Genomic DNA, 18,829 nt, shown 5'->3' with positions numbered 1-18,829 from the left:
ATCGGATCTTACGCATAGCTATCTCCACAGGTGACATAATCAGTATGTCGGAAGATCTCTAAAAGTGAATGGGCCGTTTTGCCGGGATACTTACAGAAGCCGGTTATTCCTGATTATGAATAGATCATATATGGGGTCAGGGTCACCAAACCGATATTACTAACTGATTGTTGTATCTAACACTGAGGGCAAGGTCAGAGGAAGTTCGTGATGATTGTCATATGTTCTTGGCGTTATTAGTAATATGCTCATGATTAATCAAAGGATGACTAATCAACTTTAAAGAGTCAGTGCGATAATTCATTATATGACAATAAAAAAAGCCCCGGGAAATAAATTTATTTGGGGCTAGTGACTGTTATAAAAAGTTCAGTAGGGGGGTATATAGATTTATCAGACCTCTGAACTTTTTAACGCTGCGGAAAGTATATTTCCAAAAGAGCCAGGGATTTCATTCTTTTTAGCCCCTAAACGTGCAGCTTCAAAACGGTCACCTACACTACCCGGAGTGATGTATTCATCATAAGTTTTAATGTTTGATGGTCTAGCTCTATTAATTCTGTCTAGTTTTCTTTTGAAAATATCGTGATAATTGTATTTGAGCTTGTTGAAAACAAAGTTCAATACATCATCAATTTCTTCGAATTGATGCCTTCTCAAACAAACCTCTATAAAATATGATAGTCCATTCAGTGTTTTTACTTTCATGTCATGCTCAAACTTATCGGGTTCTTTGGTCTTGATACAGCTGAATACTTCAAGGCCTGGAAAATTAAAAATTCTGTAGAATTCTTGGCGCTGTTCTGCGAAGATTTTTTCATATTCCACTTCGCTTATTTCATTGATTCTGTGATCATCTTTGAGTTCTTCTCTTGCATCAATCCAAAATGTAGCCTCATATCTCATCAAAACACAAAGCAAATCAAGTCGTTCATTTTCTTCTGAGAAAGAGTTAAGTTGAAGCAAATTTCCAATCAAAGTAATTGCTTTAGTCTTCTCTTCCTTATCTCCGCGCCATAGATATGTGGAGTATGTTTTTATAAACAAAGGTGATTTGTTATAAGAGAATTGGTATTCACCAAGGAGTGTTATACCCTCTTCATAGCTACCTGTATCTTCGATTATATATTGCGCCAAGTTTATAACCGCTTGGATTTTAATATCTACAGGCGTAGCTTCTCGTGATATAATTGATCGATATTTTTGCTTAACTTCACTTTGTTTTTTAGTGATTCGTGAGTTGTCGGCATCATTAAGAAGAGAAAGATTATTATCTAATCCCTTATCAGTTCCAATTAGCTGCAGACGACTCGTTACTGAACCATCTTCCTGGAATGATTGCCTCATAAGAGTAGCAATTTCACTTGAGTATACTTTGAAATACTTATCATCAACAATGGTGATTATTTTTAGCTTAACTAACTCCGCTACTGCTTTCTCGAACCCATACTCATCCCTTTCCATATTTAATATGTACTGAAGCTTTGAAAGTAAATTAATCAAATCAGTTTCTGTTGTTAATATCCCCATCACGCCAAATATTTTCAAAGCACTTGATGAGAGATAATCCTTTATTCTTCCATAAAGGAACTCTATAGCATTTTTCCCAGTATTTATCTTAGAGTCAAGCATTGTTTCAATAGAGCCGCTTTCGCCATAAATTATTGCACTTTGGAAAATGAATAAAGGCCTTCCATTGGTTAATTGATGTATTAACACAGCCAGGTTAGTTTTATTCCTCCCTTTTTTATATATTTCAGTGTCGATTTCAAGTTCATTTTCCAGTACGCTATCAAAAAAGCTCATTGATTCAGAGGGTGATAGTTCTTTAACTTCGATTTCCTCACCCGTAATATTACTGGCTGAGCGGGTTGTTATAACTACCTTGTGATGTCTAATGTCAAGTAACTTTATGAATTCAAGTAGCTTATCCTTTTCTAAAGGAGTAAAGGTTTCATAATCATCTATTATTACTAGCAGCTTACCTTGAAAGTTTATTATGTCTGATGGGTCAGCGCTATCCTTGCAGAAGGCAATGTTGTTAATGTATCTTATTACAGACTCATATGAGTCAACATTAGCACTAATCTTTTCTATTATACCTGTATGGTAGTTAAATTTTCTATCTTTTGCAGAAACAAAAGAAATATAGTCAAAATATTTCTTTTCCTCGCTAAGCAACACTTCACAAACTTTTTGGATAGAAGCGGTTTTACCTACGCCTCCATGCCCCCAAACGGTAGAAAAAACAGTAGATGTATTTTCTTTTAGAAAGTGTACTAATTTTTTGACTATAGCTGTATCAATGTATTTCTTATAATTATTTTCGAAACTATTAATGATGGTACCGTTACTCGCTTTAACTCTTCGCTCATCTATTTCCATGACGGAACCAATGATTCCATCAATGGTGAAATATTTCCTTTTTGTTTTAATAAGTTGGTTGAACATTGCTCTAGAAGCTAGTTTGTCATCTACATAGGAATAAAGATAAAATTCATCGACTTCATCTGTTTTCAAAAAAGGAGATATCTTATGATAATTGGCATCATGATAAATATATAAAGTATTTATTTCTAATTTAGCAGTTGACTGAGAAATGGTGCAAGGAGAGTACTCACCTGTAGGTTTATACCGGATGCCTTTTGAGACAGACTCATTAGAAGAAAATACACTTATAATATCCATGTCTTGTTTCAAAAAAACTGGACCAGCATCTTGAATATTCTTGTAAATATCACATAACTTTTCATAAAGGTCATCAGACCCATCTTCAAATGAAAATCCATGGCCTATGGATTCATTTCTTAAATTAGGATATTTGTTGATGGCTTCTTTAAATGCTTTAAGCTTCTTTCCACCAAATATCTCCCCCTCTACATCTAATGTCCTAACCAGATTAAGGATACTGCCAATTGATGGTCTAAGCACATTTTGATAGCACATAGTTCTTGAGTCATCCCCTACTCTTGAAATGTTTTTATTCCAAAGATATCCAAGAATTAATACTAAAATGTATTCAATTCTCGATTGCTCCTGAGTGGCTGCATCCCGACGATTGCCAGTAAATATATTAAGCTCTGACTTTTCGCCAATTTTTTTCGAAATATAATCCATTAATAAACTCCAGGTTTTTCTAGGTGAGCGGGTGGTAGAGACGAGTTAGAGTGTTCCAGAAGGATGTTTAAAAATCACATCACAACTTAATAAACAACAAGAGGCATTCAATTTTATATCCAATAAGTTACTCCTACAACATTGAGTAACGACGAGAGCGTTTCATTTAACCTCCAATGACACTTACATAGCTTTAAGCATGACGCCTCTTAATAAAATTTCAATGTCTGCTTTTGGCACTCAGGGGACGGTCAGGTCCAGAAAACCCGGAGACAGAACCGGCCTGATTTGGACGTGCCGTCAATTTAGTCAATAACGGACATTTTAAGAAAATGCATGTTACTGCGTCGATCAGTTGAATTGTTTTTCGTACATATCTAAATGATATTTGAAATATTTTTCATAATCTTCTGCGGCACTAACTAAGATGGTGACTGCTACAGCAGGTTGATCTAGCTTTTGTGACAAATCTTCGATAGCGATGAAACCGCAGATTATTTCTTCGGCAGTCCCGCTAATGAATAGTTTACAGCCCGTTGCATCACTATTTGGAAAGTAAAATTGAGTTGGTCTTAAAGCTCCATGAACGATTCCCATTGGGGGATCACCAAATTCCAATTCAGAGAAACCAATAGTTTTGTCTTCTTTTCTAATCTCGAATGTCACTTCGTTCTCCCTGAATCATTGATATTTTGGCGACAATCTCGTTAATCAATAATGTAACAATGCCAGGCAAGGGGGAAACTATTTTATCAACAACGTCCGCTCCTACCCCCCCCCCCTCAATCAGATCTTCCCCTATCCAAAAAAACCAGCTCATATGCTAATCAATAAAATCTAATAAAGGCCATCCAAGGTTCTGACATCCTAAATGGCCATTTAATTTAGAGTACTAATTCCAGTCTTTGTCTCGCCTGACTGGTTAGTCGTTTAATACCCAGTGAGTTTGCCATTTCCGAAATCTTATTTGTTCCTTCAAGACTCAAAGCCAATGCTCGCAACTCTTCACTGGGAATAGCATCAACCTGACGAACATCATTATCCGTAGCAGGCAAACGGAATGAGTTCCAATCAGTTCTTTGAGCTTCTGACAGCCAGACAAAATCTTCACCGGAATGATCGGTCGCGACATGATAGTGATGATCTACTATCTCCATAACACGCTCACGAATCAGTCTTCCCGCACGGTTAAAACCATGAGCACGCGAGACACGCTGCACCAGTGTAGTGTCCAAAAGAGGTGACTCACCATTAACCACCTCTGCAATAAGAGCTTTTAGCGTCTCATCGTACTCCACGACATAGAACTTCTCTGGGTCAGTTTTGCCCTGCCACGCCTTCAAATCATTGACGACATATTTTCCCGCAGTTGCAGGTTGAGCGGCTTCAGATACCGCTGAGGATGCATACTTCAGTTCCTGCAACAAATCCTCTGACTCATCTTCTGCTACTGGTGAGTGAGCAACGGGTTTAATGCTCTCAACAGGCGCTGATATTTCTTCATCATTAGCCACCAGCTTAAAACCTTGTTCTTCGTTTACTTCTTCATTGCTGTTTTCTGCAGTAACTACCTCTGCCTCTTCTTGTGTTTCAGCAATGGCGACTTCAGCTGCTCTGGATTCTTCCAACAGAGCATTAATCGCTATATCCAACCGTTCTAGTGCGCCTTCCTTATCCACCCACCATTCTGTTGACCACAGGCGGAGAAGTTTCCAGCCCAGCCCCTGCAGAATCGCGCTGCGAACCTTATCACGATCACGTGCAGTGGCTGCGCTGTGATAAGTGGCACCGTCGCATTCCACCCCCACAAGATAGTCGCCGGGTTTGTCTGGATGCACGATCCCCAAATCAATACGGAAACGCGATACTCCGATCTGCGGAATAACTTGCCACCCTCTCCTTCTTAGGCCATTTGCTACGGCCTCCTCGAATGGAGAGTCATAACCGCCTACTGAACCACGAACCGCCTGTGCCAGAGCCATCGGTCCACGCTGGGCGAACTCGATAAAGTGTTTAAGGTCAGCAACCGCGCGAGCACTTGTGCGATTGAGATCGATTATGGAGGGATCAAAAGAGCTGAATACCATCATTTCCTGCCGCGCGCGGGTGACAGCAACATTGAGACGTCGCCAACCGCCTTCACGGTTCAAAGGTCCGAAGTTCATCGACATAGTATTCGCACCAGGCTCTGTCGGACCATACCCAATGCCAAGTATGATCAAATCTCTCTCATCCCCCTGAACGGTTTCCAGATTTTTAACCACAACAGGTTCCTCCAACTCCGACTGGAAGAACGGCTCAATTTCGGGATGTTGTTGCCGGGCACGATCCATCAGGTCATTAATCAGTTTTTGCTGTTCCGTATTCAGCGTAATAATGCCAATGGATTTACCGGACGCTACAAACGTTTTATCCTTCAGGCGTTTTACGGTTTCAGCCACTATTGCTTCCGCTTCTGCCTGATTATGGCGTCCCTTACCTTTTGAATAGATCCCCGCAACCTTGCACCACTTAACAGCACTTTGCTTTGTTTCCGATGCAGGGAAAGTGATCAGATTGCTGTCGTAGTACCGATGATTAGAGAACGTTATCAGGCTTTCATGGCGGCTACGGTAATGCCAGCTAAGACTGTGGTTATACAGCCCCGCGGCCAGGCACTCATCAAGAATGCTTTCCATATCTTCTTCGGTATCATCCGTCTCATTTGCCGCGCGGTTGAAGAAACTGGTGGGCGGCATCTGTCGTGGATCGCCAGCAATAACAACCTGTTTACCGCGCGCCATGACACCAATAGCATCCCAGGGGGATATTTGTGATGCTTCATCGAAAATTACCAGATCAAACAGCGCCTGTTCCGAAGGAAGGAATTGTGCAACTGAAAGTGGGCTCATCAGCATGCATGGCGCAAGCTTAGACATAGCATCACCCATTTCAGCCGCCATCTGGCGGACAGGCTTATGACGCCGGGACTTCTGCAACTCATGTTTGAGCAAGGCAAAACCACCCTGCTTACTGATCTCATTTTTTGCAGGTATCACACCGCACAATCGAGCACGAATATAGCGAACCGTGAGACTGGCGAGACGGTCAGTCTGGATGCGATAGGCCTCAATATCACTAAAATGTTCAGCTGGTACAAAATTATGTAGCAAAGGCTCTGAGTCAATCATCCACGACGCAAACCAGCGGCAATAGGCTGTTTCAAACAACTCAGCTGCGCTGATATCACCTGAATCAAGTTGCACCAGGACGTTGATCAGTGGCAATAAGCCCTGGTCAATAGCTTCTTCACGTACCCGGCGCCAGTCACTCCAGGCTTTTAAAGCCGATTGATGGTGCACGATACCCACGGCGCATTCGCGTAAAATGGGTATCGACATGTCGCGTTCTGGAACTTTGATAAGATTACAGAATCTTGCTTTCGCTTCATTGAAACCCGATACAGAAGCACGCAGGTTGTGGGATAGAGCAGCAATAATACCCTGCGAGCCGAGCAAGTCATTGGCATCAATAACCAATGTTTTAACCGCTGAGCGGATCTCTGCAAGCTGCTGAGGGGATGAGGCAAAACCACCCAACGCACTGCGAAGAGTGTCAGCTAAATCCAGAGTGTTCTGTAAGTCAGAAAGATTGGTGTCAAGGCCATTCCATGCCGGCATCGTCGCCGTGCGTGGAGTTAGCTCAGACAGCTTGTGATGTAATGCCTGAAGCTTATCAATAATGGGAAGATCGACAGTCAGGTCGGGAGTCGCGCTCAGTAAAAATTGTCGAACTACCTCGCCAATGACTTTCTTACGGGCATTTGTTGCGAAGAACCAGAATTTTTTGTCCGCCTCTTCAAGTGAGGTTTTAAACTGCTGAACATTGAGGTTCAGCCAGCTGTTTCCGGGATAAGCAACGGACAGTCGTGCTTTAAATGATTCAATTTCGCTGAGAAGATTGATTGCCGCTTTTGCAGCTTCAATGCGAGCCGCAGCATCCGGGGCAAACATAAAACTCAGATCAATACCGACCACACTAGACAATAGCTCGCAGAGTGATGTCAGTTGAATCAGCTTATCTGGCTCGGTTGAATCAAGAGTAATTCCCGTCGCTTTAAGCAATTCTCCTGTGGCGTTTTCCAGATGCTCTATTTTTCCCGGAATTACCTGTGCTTCAGCAACCAGCGACGATTGCCAGCCATTCGTCCAGTCAGTCTGGTTAATGATTCCAAAATGAGAGTCGTGTTGTTTAAAAGCATTACGATTGAGTTCAAGACGTTTGGCAATTTCACGGAACGCTGTCATTTGTAGAGAGGAATGCAAAGTGCCAGCTGCCCAAGTGAACTCAGGCGTTAAAGAACTGGCATCTCTGATAACGCGGCCCATCGCCTGATGGAGCGTCAGGCCATTCGGCCAGCGCAAATGCAGTAAACGGACAACCTCATTCAACTTGTCACGCAGGCGTTGCACCTTGCCAGCTTCCTCTTCCCACTCACTGGTGGTGAGCATATCGCGAGCATCCCATGCCCGTTCAAGTTGCTTGAGGAAATCCATTTTTGAGGTTTTACTGGAATGTAACTCCAGACAAAACTCGCCGAGTCCCTGGGCTTCCAGCCTGCGATAAACCACATCAAGTGCCGCTTTCTTTTCAGCAACAAATAATACACGCCTTCCCAGCGCCAGATTGTGCGCGATCATGTTGGCAATGGTCTGTGATTTACCCGTGCCAGGCGGTCCATCCAGGACAAAATCACGGCCTTTGGCAGAAGCCACTACAGCGGCAATTTGCGAGGAGTCTGCAGGTAATGGCAGGAACAGATCCCGTGTGTCTACAGCATCATCAAGTTTGTCGACCTCAACTATTTCTCCACTTTTCTCGAGAACAGCATTTTCCTGACCACGCTCAATAAGATATTTCACCAGAGGGCTTTGCATCAGTTGTGGTGCTCTGTCGATCAGGTCTTTCCACATCAGATATTTGGCAAATGAGAAGGTGCCTATCACGACATCACGTGTGACCTCAAAACCTGGCATATCGCGCACAGCGCGGCGCACCATATTCCAGATACCATCCACATCAATGCCACTTTCATCTGTGGGCAACTCACCATCAAGACCGTTGATCGTTAATGCGAAGTCATTGTGCAGCAACTCAAGTAAGGTGAGATTGAAACGGGGTTCCTCTTCCAGCAAGCGCATGGTCACGCCAGAAAGTGCACTTTTGCGGTCAAGCTGAATCGGTAGAAGAATAAGAGGAGCGGAATAACTCTTTGGGTCTTCCGCTGATTTTTTCCACTTAAGGAAACCCACTGCAAGAAAGAGGGTGTTGGCACCGCCCTCATCCAGATCGCTTTTTGATTTGCGATAAAGATCAATCAACGCTGATTCCAGACGTTCTTTTTCAAGCGGCGAAACAACTTCGCCACGATCCAAAGCCTGTTGGGCATATTCCTCACGGAGATTTTCATTTGTCTGCTGACGATATAATTCAGCATCACGTCCGCCCATCTCAAGGTCAGGTAATGAGACAATGCGAATTCGTTTGCCTTCTGCCAGTTTGTCTTCGAGGTAGGCGGGATTAGAACATATCAGCCGGATACCTTTGGCACTCTCTGGCAGATGCAGTAAACGGTTGCGGGTTGTCAAATCAAGCAGTTTACGCTGCCACTGCACCAGACGACCCGTTGCTTCTTTTTCCCCTTCAATCTCGATATCAAGCTCAAATGAAGGGAGTACTGGTGCATCTTCAAAACCATGCCGAACATCCAGTTCTGATTCTGACTGGCTTTCCGGGCGGGTGATTCCAAGCGCCAGGGGGCGAATTTTTTGCATCCGCGCACGGCGAGTATCAATGGCTGCGTGAAACTCGTCCTCCGTAAGGTGCTTTAACGCTTCTTCAAAAGCCTGAGTGAATGAAGGTGGGTGAGCTTTAGTGACCAGTGTCGTTTCAAACACCACCATTTCTTTCAAATCGATGCGCTTACGAACCGAAGATACGTCTTCAGTGACTAATTGCGCAAACTCCTGCGGTTGAAGCCAGAAACCAACAAAGGCATGTCCTTCGCTAAGGAATACCAGAGAGTTGAGTCCAATTTGTTCCAGGGCGGAAGCAAATAATAACGTTGTATCCAGGCAGGTGGCGACTTTGCCTTCCAGAATAGCGCCCGGAGTACGAATTTTCTGACCGTTACGTTCAAAGCTGGCGGGAGGTAGTGCATAACTGACACTCAGGTTACAGACTGCAGTCCATAGCGCAGAAACAATCTCCCATACGCGAGTTCTGGACTGGCTTTCATAACCATCCAACGCATGGTTTTTGCCGGCACTGCGCAAAACGTCCGATGTCGCTTTTAGGAGACGGTCTACGGCAGGATCATTCGGCATAATGAAAGAAGGAAGCAATTCTAACATTGCATTGCCCCCCCACTCATTTTTAGCCAACGCTTCGAGGGGATAATTAATAGTGAAAAGTTCTTCATCTCCCTGCCGCAAACTTAGTGTGACTTCACACATCACACTTTCAGTCAGTTCAGCCAGCCATTCGGCATTGAGCTTTATATCACGCTCACGAATATCAAGAGATGTACCTGGAAGCAGGCGATCAATATTCCATTGCTTCGCTTCGAGCACTGCTGGTGCTGTCTGCAAATGTAACGTTAGATCCTGAAAGTTTTGATCTGATTCGTTATGCAAGACAAGTTCACGTAACAGCGGAACGGCATTCTGGTGAGAAGTGAATCCCAGTTTCCGCGCGATACTCACCTGCGCCCTAATGCTCATAAAAATGCGTCTCCCAATACAAAAATCCCTATATCATTCAAATGGTTTTACAATTTTGAGTTCTAAAGCAGGCACAAGAGGCAGTTCGATGAGTTGCGATGACAAAAAGTCAAAAATTGCAATGCCAAGTTGCACTGTCCAATTACTGGGCATGAGTACAAATGGCAACAAATGAGAAGCAACAACATGCAAAACCTACCGCTAGTGGAGCACCCTCAGAATAGTCTTAGTTTTTTTTAATACCTTAAAGGATCAAGCGCAGCTAATCTATAGACGCCATAATTTTTAGGATTAAGAAATAAATCCCACAATTAATAACATTAAATCATTGATTAAATAGAATTTTATACAAAAGCAAACGCATTGGAGCGGCTTAAAAACGATAAGAAATATTATAAATTCAGCTTTATTCCAAACAATCTTTGGCAATCAGATTGGATAACATGCGAAATTAGAGCATAGAAATATCCAGGGAAAGTGCTGACATAGCGACGCTACGGAAAAGCATAATCAATTCTCTTCATTCCATACGCGTGAGATGACGAAATCCTACATATAACCTCCGGGAGCAGTGTTAGTGTAAGTATCCCAGCAACAGGTGCGAACCATCAGTGACTGGCGTCAGGATGATAACGAGTGTCGCGCGCACTCCACGCTGAATTATCAGACGTCGTCTGAATTAGCGGCGGGCTGGAGAAAGGGTAATTCTGATAGTGAAGGATCTGACATGACTAAGTGAGCGTTGTATCTAATCCTGGGGGAACGTCAGTATGGCTAAGTGCCACACTAGCAGGCTCTATCGCCGTCAGTCCATCGCTTGATATCACTTATATTTGGCGACCTGATGCCCGTACTCAAAATATTCTTGGTTGTGTACAGGCTGATCTTAGCTTTGTCACCATCATGACTTTCTATCTCAATGAGTGTGTTGTTGATCAACAGCCCCTCTGAAACCAGCTTTTGAGTGATCTCACCTTCTTTACGCTCACCGTCAAACTCGCTAAATACGATGACCGGATTTCCTGAATATGACTCATATTCCAGACACTGCCTTGCAATATGCCTTAGGGTTCGATAAGTATCGGAGGACCCCGTCTTGCTAATGAAACTGCCGTCTAAGGATGATTCGCTGTTTTTTAAATCGCTGACGGTTATGGCACATCCGCTCAGTGATATAGAAAATAATAGTGTAGCCAGGGCCAAATATTTCAATTTATGCTCCATTATTCTGGTAAATGTCCTGGGCAGGATCGGGACTAAAATTGCGTTCTCTTTCAGACGGAATGGTGATTTGGGATATCAACAATAACCATGAGTCCGCCTTCTGCAGACGTACTTAGAAAAACACTGCTGTTGTGTTGCTGCGCAACCGCTTTGACTATTGCCAGCCCCAATCCACTGCCGCTTTGTATCTGATTGGGATCACGAAAAAATCTGTCAAATACCCGCTCCCTCAATTCAACCATGATTCCGGGCCCTGCATCTGAGATACGCAATTGAGTGGATTTATCTAACAATCGGACTTCTACCTCAACCCGCCCGCCCTCAGGACTGTACTTCACAGCATTTTCAATTAAGTTGTCGATTAGCGACATCAGGCGTTCCCTGACGCCTGTAATCCAGACTTCATCATGAAAGTAGAATTCAAGCTCAATTTGGCTCTCAGCAGCTAGCGGTGATAACTCAGCCATTCGCTCTTGTATAAGCGTCGTCAGCGGTACAGGTTCCATAACAGTGTCAATGCGCGCTTCACTGTGCATCAGCAGCAGCAACTGATTGACGAGTCGAGCAGCACGACTATTGCTACGAATAATCCCTGCAAGCAATTCCTGTTGACGAATGTTGCTGACATCGGTCTGCAAAGCCTCAACATTGACTCGCATTGCAGCCAGCGGAGTACGCAACTCGTGAGCGGCATCTGCAATGAAAGTCCGTTCCCTTTCAGTGCTCTCTCGTACCCTGGCAAGGAATATATTAATCGCGTCCACTATTTGGCGCAGCTCCTTGTGCTTTGGAACCGCTTTTAAGGGAGAAAGATCTTCTGATGTTCGTAAGGAAACTTCATTTGCCACCTTGTTCCAGGGACGCATGGCAATGCGGATTGACAACCACGCGGGAAACAAAAGAAAAGGAATGCATACCAGCAGCGGTAATATGTAGTATCCGCGCGAGTTCAGGTATATGAAGAAGTTCCAACCGCCAGCAGGAGTGAGCAGTGTTACCTCTGTGTCGGAGTTCCCGGACTTCAGAGTACGGCTCGTCCAGGTGCGACCGTTACTCTGAATACTCTGAATCATCCCATAACCGGTGTTTGTCACTCCTGCCGGAGCGCCATCAGATGAGTAAATTATCTCTTTATTCTTCCGAACGATTAGGCTGATTGACATTTTGGGGTCTTCACCTCCGCCATAACCCTCCCGCAATGCCTTGCTGAATTTTTCCAGCACATCGGTGAGATCGTGCGGACGATCCGCCATACGATCCACCAATGTCAGAATGGTTTCATAGGTTTTGCTGCCTGATAACATTGGAGGGTTACGTAAGTTATCCCATAAAATGTAGGTCAGAAAAATACACCAAAGCAGCGTCAGTAATAGCATCTGGGCGATCATCATTCGCCGTACGAGCGTTGGGACTCTCAGATAGCGCCAAAAATTACGCATCAACCTGCCCCCTTCTGAATGGGTACGGTATCAATGACAAACCCCACTCCTCTCACCGTTCGCACATAGCCGTCACCGATTTTGCGACGTAAATTTCCCATATGTACATCGAGCGCATTACTCATATTTTCTTTTGCACCGAAGATCTTTTCTTCCAGAAAACTACGTGTCATAACACGGTCAGCACGCAACATTAACGTTTCAAGCAGCGCGTATTCACTTGCCGTCAAATCAACATGCCTTTCGCTCACGGTCACGCGACGAGTCGGCACATGGAGAGATAGCCCTCGAATCTCCATCACCTCATTCTGAAAACCGTAACTGCGCCGCACAAGTGCCCTCACCCTGGCCAATAACTCGGCGAGAACAAAGGGTTTGACGAGATAGTCGTCTGCGCCGGCATCCAGCCCAGTCAAGCGATCTTGCAGAGTGCCCCGGGCAGTCAGGATGATGACGGGGATCCCCTTGAACTGCTGACGCAGACGCGCCATCAGGCTCATGCCATCACCGTCGGGCAGGCCGAGGTCGAGCAAGACAAGTTCTGGCAGGCATACATCAAGTTGATGCAGAGCATCCACTTTTCGGCGAACCCATATGACGTCTAATCCCTGGTCTGTGAGGGCAATACGTACGCCGTTGCCGAGATCGATGTCGTCTTCGATTAGGAGAATTTTCACAATAGTGACTTTATCAACAGTGAATGAAGAACGTCTGAAGAAAAAACGGTATCAGTAAATCTATCAGGTTTGCAGAACGGGTACTTACTTCAGTATTTCTTCATTTTGGGCTCATGAGAACTTCAGGGTCAGCATTCAAACTGAGCGTTCTGGCGTTTAAAACCGCTTGCATCGTAGTCAGTTGACCCAACAAGGACTTCCTTAATGAGAAACATCGAACTGAGTCATAAGTTCCTCCCTTCACTCTCGGGGCAACCCCTGGGAAAATTGTTGTCAGGATTTGTCCTCGCGTTACTGGCAACCCCAATACTGGCAGCAGAACAGAAACAGGGCAACGAGTTGACCCTGGGAGGAGGCGTGGATGTTGCGCCACGTTATTCTGGTTCGGATGAAAGCCGAGTCACGACGGCCCTGGTGATTGATTACTCTATGGTAAATGGTTTCTTCGTCAGCTCCACGCGTGGTATCGGTTACGGTAACAACATCGGTAAATTTGATTACAGCGCTGCGCTGAGTTATCGCGCAGGCAGAAAGGATCGTGACGTGGACAGCGACTCGCTCAGCTACGGTAGCGACGACTTGCGAGGTATGGGTGACGTTAAAGGCTCAGCTATCGTTGTGCCTGGCCTGGGATACAAGGTGACCGACTGGCTTAATTTGCAATTGCAGGCTGAGGTGCCGATTTCTCAGCGAAGCAATGGTGAGGCCCTGCATTTCAGCATTGTCAGCCCGCTCTATACGTCATCGAAAAACGCTGTGACGCTGGCGCTGACCAGTAGTTGGGGGACCAGCAAGTACATGCAGACTTACTACGGGGTAAGTGCATCACAGTCGGCCGCATCGGGGTTTACTCGATATGAAGCCAGATCGGGAATTTATGCCTATTCACTGAATATGGACTGGACGCACAAGCTTAATCAAGACTGGAGCGTAGTTGCCGCAGCAGGTTTTACGCAGTTGGCTGGTGATGCACGCAACAGCCCAATTGTTCAACGAAAAATATCGCCCACTGGCAGCCTGAAAGTGACATATAGCTTCTGATCGTTGTTCGACGTGTGCTTCCCGGTAGCTTGTGGCTATGCACTGTCAATAAATACACATTCGCCCCACCCCATTTCAGATGATGGGGCGCTTGTAAGTATCCCGCTTAAGTGCCCGTTATGTGAGACGGGCATTTCGTATCAGGTTGCGTTGTTATATTCGGATGTCGAGAGCAGTGTTTTACTTCCTTTCAAGGTAAATACTGAAATAAGGGTAAAGCTCAGTGTGATACAGCCTAAAACAAGATAAGCCTGGTGGAAGCCTACGGTGTCATACATCCGGCCTACCCATGTCGACAGTACGACGCCCGAAAGTTGCTTTGATAAATTAAAACCAATCAGGAACAAGGTTGCCGAAAGTTTTGGGTTAAATGCGGAGGAGATATATTTAAAGGTGCCGACCAGGAGGAACGGCAGTTCGAACATATGGAGCATTTTTAAGATAACCACTTCTGTGGCTGAAGAGGCAAAAGAAGAACCCAAAATACGCGCCGACATAATGACGCCTGCGGCCAGGAGGGCGTTCTTCGCACCAATGCGATTAACGATGGCAGGGGCAAAAAACATAATCGTTGCATTGAGTATTTCCCCACCGGTAGTGACAAAACCAAACACTTCGGTCCCGCGTTGTGGGCTGGAGAAAAAACCTTTGAAGAAGTTAGCAAACTGCTGGTCGAATACGTCATAGACACTGGCGACGCCTACAACGTAAATAATAAATCCCCAGAAGCGTGGCATCCGCAATAGCTCGGCGGCGGTACGCATAGAAAATGCCTGGCGGTTGGCACCAAGCGCGTCGATAACCCGCTCGCTGTTGCTCCCTTCCGGGCGTGACATCCATAACAGTACGGCAAGCGCCAGGGCAAAACCGGAGGCAATCCAGAATGTAATATTAGGGTCGATGCTAAATAAAATACCGGTGATTGATGCACATAACGCCCAGCCAATACAGCCGGAAACGCGAACCTTGCCGTACTCAAAACGGTTAGCCCGACTTACGCGTTCAATATAGGCTTCTACCGCTCCGGATCCACTGGAGAAGACGACGCCCAGATAGATCCCGCCAGCCAGTGCACCAGCAAAAATATTCATCTGCAGTAGAGGGGACAGAACAAAAATAAAGAATGGCGCAAATAAAATCAGTAAGACCGTGATAATCCAGAGCAGGTGTTTGCGTAATCCCAGTTTATCGGAGAGCAGTCCAAACACCGGCTGGAAAATAATTGCAAACAGCGAGATAGATGAAAACACAATCCCTGTTTCTGTTTTGGTTAAGTGGTTAACTTCTGCCAGCCAGACCGGAAAGAAAGGAAAGTAGGCCGACATAATGAAATAATAGAAGAAAAAGAACAACATAAAGTAAATGAAGTTATGTCGTTCTCTTGGTGCGAGTTCAGAGAGTTTCATTTTGACTGTTCCATCTGGTTATGCCGGTAAGCCCGGGGCTCACGCTTCGATTATTATTGGAAATGAATCGTTAACTGATATTTCCATTGTGTTTCAAGCAATAGCCATTGCTGCAGTACGCTGGGCGTCCAGGAGTCATCACCGCCGACGCCCATGTGCTGCCCATCAAGGGTTATCCAGACGCCACTTTCCGGCTGCATCCAGTGCCAGTGGTCAGTCTTCATTAATTGCTCGGTGCCGTAAGGCTGTAGGGAAAAGTGGAAATCGCCCGCCACGTGCCAGCGCCCCCAGTCCAGTGCTTTGTTATCACAACGCAGGCCATTCTCGGTGGGGAATATGTACGGTGTCGTCATCTCGTCCAGCGGCAGTTCCCAGCGGGAGAAACAGGCGCTGGTGCGACGATCCGGGTAGTTCTCATGCGGGCCGAATCCCAGCCATGAGACCGGTTTGTTCTGATCCAGTACCTGGAAATTCAGCCCGATGCGTGGCAGCGGCGGCAGGGTGCCAGCACGTTCGCCGTCAATGGCCAGGTGCAATTTGCCCTGCGCGTCAAAGGTCATCTGCCAGTGGCTGACGATCATAACCTCGTCCCCGTTCAGGTAATGCCAGCGGCTATCTACCACAACGCTGCTGTTCAGACGCTGCGCGTCACACTGCACGCAGCGGGTAGTGAGGTTGTACAGGCCAGCACTTTTCCAGCGTTCAACCCAGGCGTTGGGATCGATGCGCTCCACTTCACTCACGCCAATATCATTATCCAGTGGTGCGCGTACAAACTGGTCGCGCAACGGGGTCAGCAGTTGCTCCACGCCGTCCACCTGCCAGTGTGTCAACAGTCCGCTTTGACGGTCGATCACCCACTGCTGGGAGCCGCTGCGCACCGCCCATGCACTGTCACTGACCTCAAGCTCAGGGGCATTTCCTGCTGACAAAGGCGCCCGAAGCACCAGCGGTGCTGCGAGGGCAAACTGCTGCCAGGCGACGCGATGCCCGGCATCGGACCATTTCGTGGCCTGCGGCTGGATAACCTCCAGCGTGAGCCATACCTCTTTGGCCCCGGCAGGCAGTGTTAATGTCCCCGACAGCGTCAGCTCGCGCTGTCCTTCAGGGCGAAGCTCAAGTGTTAAGCTGCCACTGGCAACCGTTTCTCCCGCAGCCTGGACCTGCCAGTGCAACTCCTCGTTATCCGTTGTGCGAAACAGGTACTCACTGGTGATGCTAATGCAAAGCGGAGTTTGCGACAGCAGGGTAAACTGGAAGTATTGCTGTGCATGTTTGGCTTCAATTAATGACGGATGAGGGCTACGGTCGGGGAAGACAAGACCGTTCATACAGAACTGGCGATCGTTGGGTTTATCGCCAAAATCACCGCCATATGCCCAGCCGACGCTGCCATCATCGAACGTTTTAGTGATGGCCTGATCGGCCCAGTCCCAGATAAAGCCCCCCTGCAGGCGCGGATAATCACGGAATGCCTGCCAGTAATCGGCAAAATTTCCCAGGCTGTTGCCCATGGCGTGAGCGTATTCGCAAAGGATTAACGGGCGCTGCTCGCCAGGCAGGCTGATCCACTTTTTAATCCCCCATTTCGGTACCGCAGGGATAAGCTGATCGCTGTCTACGCGGGCATACATCGGGCAAAGAATATCGGTGGTCGTGCTGTTAGCGCCGCCGCCTTCATACTGCACCGGACGTGACGGGTCGTTACGCTTGAGCCAGTGGTACATAGCTTCGTGATTGCCACCCACGCCGGACTCATTGCCCAGCGACCAGATAATAATCGACGGATGGTTGCGATTGTTTTGCACCATCCGTGTGACGCGGGCGCTCCAGGCCGCTAACCAGGACGGATCGTCGGAAAGACGGCTCATTGGCACCATGCCGTGGGTCTCGATATTAGCCTCATCGACCACGTACAGGCCAAAGCGGTTACAGAGTTCGTACCAGCGTGGCGCGTTAGGATAGTGAGAGCAGCGAGCCGCGTTAAAGTTATTCTGCTTCATCAGCAGAATGTCCTGCACCATATCGTCTTCGGTAACAACCTGACCGCGCTGGTGGTGGTGCTCATGACGGTTTACCCCCCGGATCAACAGCGGTTTACCATTCAACTTCAACAGGCCATTATCGATTTCAACCCGGCGAAACCCGATATCCCAGGCTTCGGCTTCAATCAGTTCATCGCCGCGCCACAGTGAGACGACTGCCCGGTAGCAGTTCGGTGTTTCCGCGCTCCACAGTGCCGGACGTTCCACAGGGAAACGTATCACCGTGCGTTCAGCATAATTGCCGCGTTCATCCGTGACGGGTGAGCCGAGCGACTGCTGATGTCTGGCGACCCGTTGCGTGTCATTCCACAGCTCAACGGCCACCGTCAGTTTTTCCAGCAACGGTGTCGGGGCGGCGACGGTGGCATTGACCTCCAGTTCGGCATCGCGATAAAGCGCATCGAGTTGCGGAGTGAGGTGGACATCGCTCAGGTGCAGCGTCGGTTTATTCAGCAGCCAGACGGAACGGAAGATCCCGCTCATACGCCACATATCCTGATCTTCAAGCCAGGTGCCTGCGCTCCAGCGCATCACCATGACGCAGAGGCGGTTCTCGCCCGCCTGTAGGAACGCACTGAGATCGAAGGCCGCGGGCAGGCGACTGTCCTGCGAGTAACCGACCCATTCGCCGTTGCACCACAAGTGGAATGCGGAGTTCACGCCATCGAAGATAATCTGCGTCTGGCCCTCAGCCAGCCAGTCTTTCTCCACGCTAAACGAGAGTGAATAGCAGCCGGTCGGGTTTTCGTCTGGTACGCGTGGCGGCGTCGTATCGATGGGGTAACGCACATTGGTATAGATTGGCGCGTCATACCCCTCCATTTGCCAGTTCGAGGGGACCGGTGTACTGCGGCTGCCCGCCAAATCGTTTTCCAGCCAGCTGGCGTCCACCTCAAACGGGCTGCGGGCATAAGAAAATTGCCACTGACCATCCAGCAGGCGGCGCTGTGCAGAGAGCTGATTCTCCCTTGCCGAGCGAAGATCGCGCCAGCTGGCAAAGGTCGGATGGGCCGGTAAACGGTTCAGGTGCGTAATGGTCTGGTTTTGCCAGTCTTCACGGGCAAGTACGTCATGAAAAAGAGGACCACCGGAGAGGTGGCAATCGTGATGTCGCATAGG

At 47.0% G+C, this 18,829-nt stretch carries 9 protein-coding genes and 1 pseudogene; 2 read left to right on the top strand and 8 right to left on the bottom strand.

All coding sequences use genetic code 11. The features are described from left to right. Positions 1–393: 393 nt before the first annotated feature. The 3 genes from HHI26_RS12580 to HHI26_RS12570 all read right to left on the bottom strand — a co-directional run bounded on the left by HHI26_RS12580 (position 394) and on the right by HHI26_RS12570 (position 9,878). Positions 394–3,117, bottom strand: a complete 2,724-nt coding sequence (locus tag HHI26_RS12580) for an NB-ARC domain-containing protein (RefSeq protein WP_171149207.1) — start codon at positions 3,115–3,117, stop codon at positions 394–396. 351 nt (positions 3,118–3,468) lie between these two features. Next, positions 3,469–3,783 (bottom strand): hypothetical protein, encoded by a 315-nt coding sequence (locus HHI26_RS12575; protein WP_171149206.1) that lies wholly within the window; start codon positions 3,781–3,783, stop codon positions 3,469–3,471. A gap of 218 nt (positions 3,784–4,001) precedes the next feature. Beyond that, complete coding sequence (locus HHI26_RS12570) at positions 4,002–9,878, bottom strand: DUF3320 domain-containing protein (RefSeq protein ID WP_171149205.1); 5,877 nt, start codon at positions 9,876–9,878, stop codon at positions 4,002–4,004. A gap of 601 nt (positions 9,879–10,479) precedes the next feature. Between HHI26_RS12570 and HHI26_RS12565 the strand changes: the two are divergent. Beyond that, positions 10,480–10,617, top strand: a pseudogene (locus tag HHI26_RS12565) (IS3 family transposase); the annotation flags it as partial. A 47-nt stretch (positions 10,618–10,664) separates the two neighbouring features. On the opposite strand, the gene HHI26_RS12560 reads toward HHI26_RS12565, so the two are convergent. Genes HHI26_RS12560 through HHI26_RS12550 form a run of 3 tightly spaced genes read right to left on the bottom strand, consistent with a single transcriptional unit; the run spans position 10,665 to position 13,218 of the window. Next, positions 10,665–11,102: a hypothetical protein gene (locus HHI26_RS12560; protein WP_159336427.1), complete on the bottom strand. Its 438-nt coding sequence runs from the start codon at positions 11,100–11,102 to the stop codon at positions 10,665–10,667. A gap of 50 nt (positions 11,103–11,152) precedes the next feature. Further along, positions 11,153–12,541 (bottom strand): ATP-binding protein, encoded by a 1,389-nt coding sequence (locus HHI26_RS12555; protein WP_171149204.1) that lies wholly within the window; start codon positions 12,539–12,541, stop codon positions 11,153–11,155. Continuing rightward, positions 12,541–13,218, bottom strand: a complete 678-nt coding sequence (locus tag HHI26_RS12550) for a response regulator (protein ID WP_171149203.1) — start codon at positions 13,216–13,218, stop codon at positions 12,541–12,543. The genes HHI26_RS12555 and HHI26_RS12550 overlap by 1 nt, the downstream gene beginning before the upstream one ends. 204 nt (positions 13,219–13,422) lie before the next feature. On the opposite strand from HHI26_RS12550, the gene HHI26_RS12545 reads away from it, so the two are divergent. After that, the gene (locus tag HHI26_RS12545; RefSeq protein WP_171149202.1) at positions 13,423–14,259 is read left to right on the top strand and encodes a MipA/OmpV family protein; all 837 of its coding nucleotides are present in this window, start codon (positions 13,423–13,425) and stop codon (positions 14,257–14,259) included. 140 nt (positions 14,260–14,399) lie between these two features. Here the strand turns inward: HHI26_RS12545 and HHI26_RS12540 are convergent, their stop codons facing one another. Together HHI26_RS12540 and HHI26_RS12535 are read right to left on the bottom strand one after the other, a co-directional pair. Then, on the bottom strand, positions 14,400–15,665 hold the full coding sequence (locus tag HHI26_RS12540; protein WP_133841667.1) for an MFS transporter: 1,266 nt from the start codon (positions 15,663–15,665) through the stop codon (positions 14,400–14,402). Positions 15,666–15,718: 53 nt separating this feature from the next. Further along, positions 15,719–18,826, bottom strand: coding sequence for a beta-galactosidase (locus tag HHI26_RS12535; protein WP_171149201.1), 3,108 nt, complete (start codon positions 18,824–18,826; stop codon positions 15,719–15,721). Positions 18,827–18,829 lie beyond the last annotated feature (3 nt).

The sequence above is a fragment of the Erwinia sp. JH02 genome (assembly GCF_013074405.1).
In the GTDB taxonomy this organism is placed as follows: Bacteria; Pseudomonadota; Gammaproteobacteria; order Enterobacterales; family Enterobacteriaceae; genus Erwinia; species Erwinia rhapontici.
The sequence above is the reverse complement of the archived record's forward strand: the minus strand, read 5'-3'. Positions and strand labels throughout refer to the sequence as shown.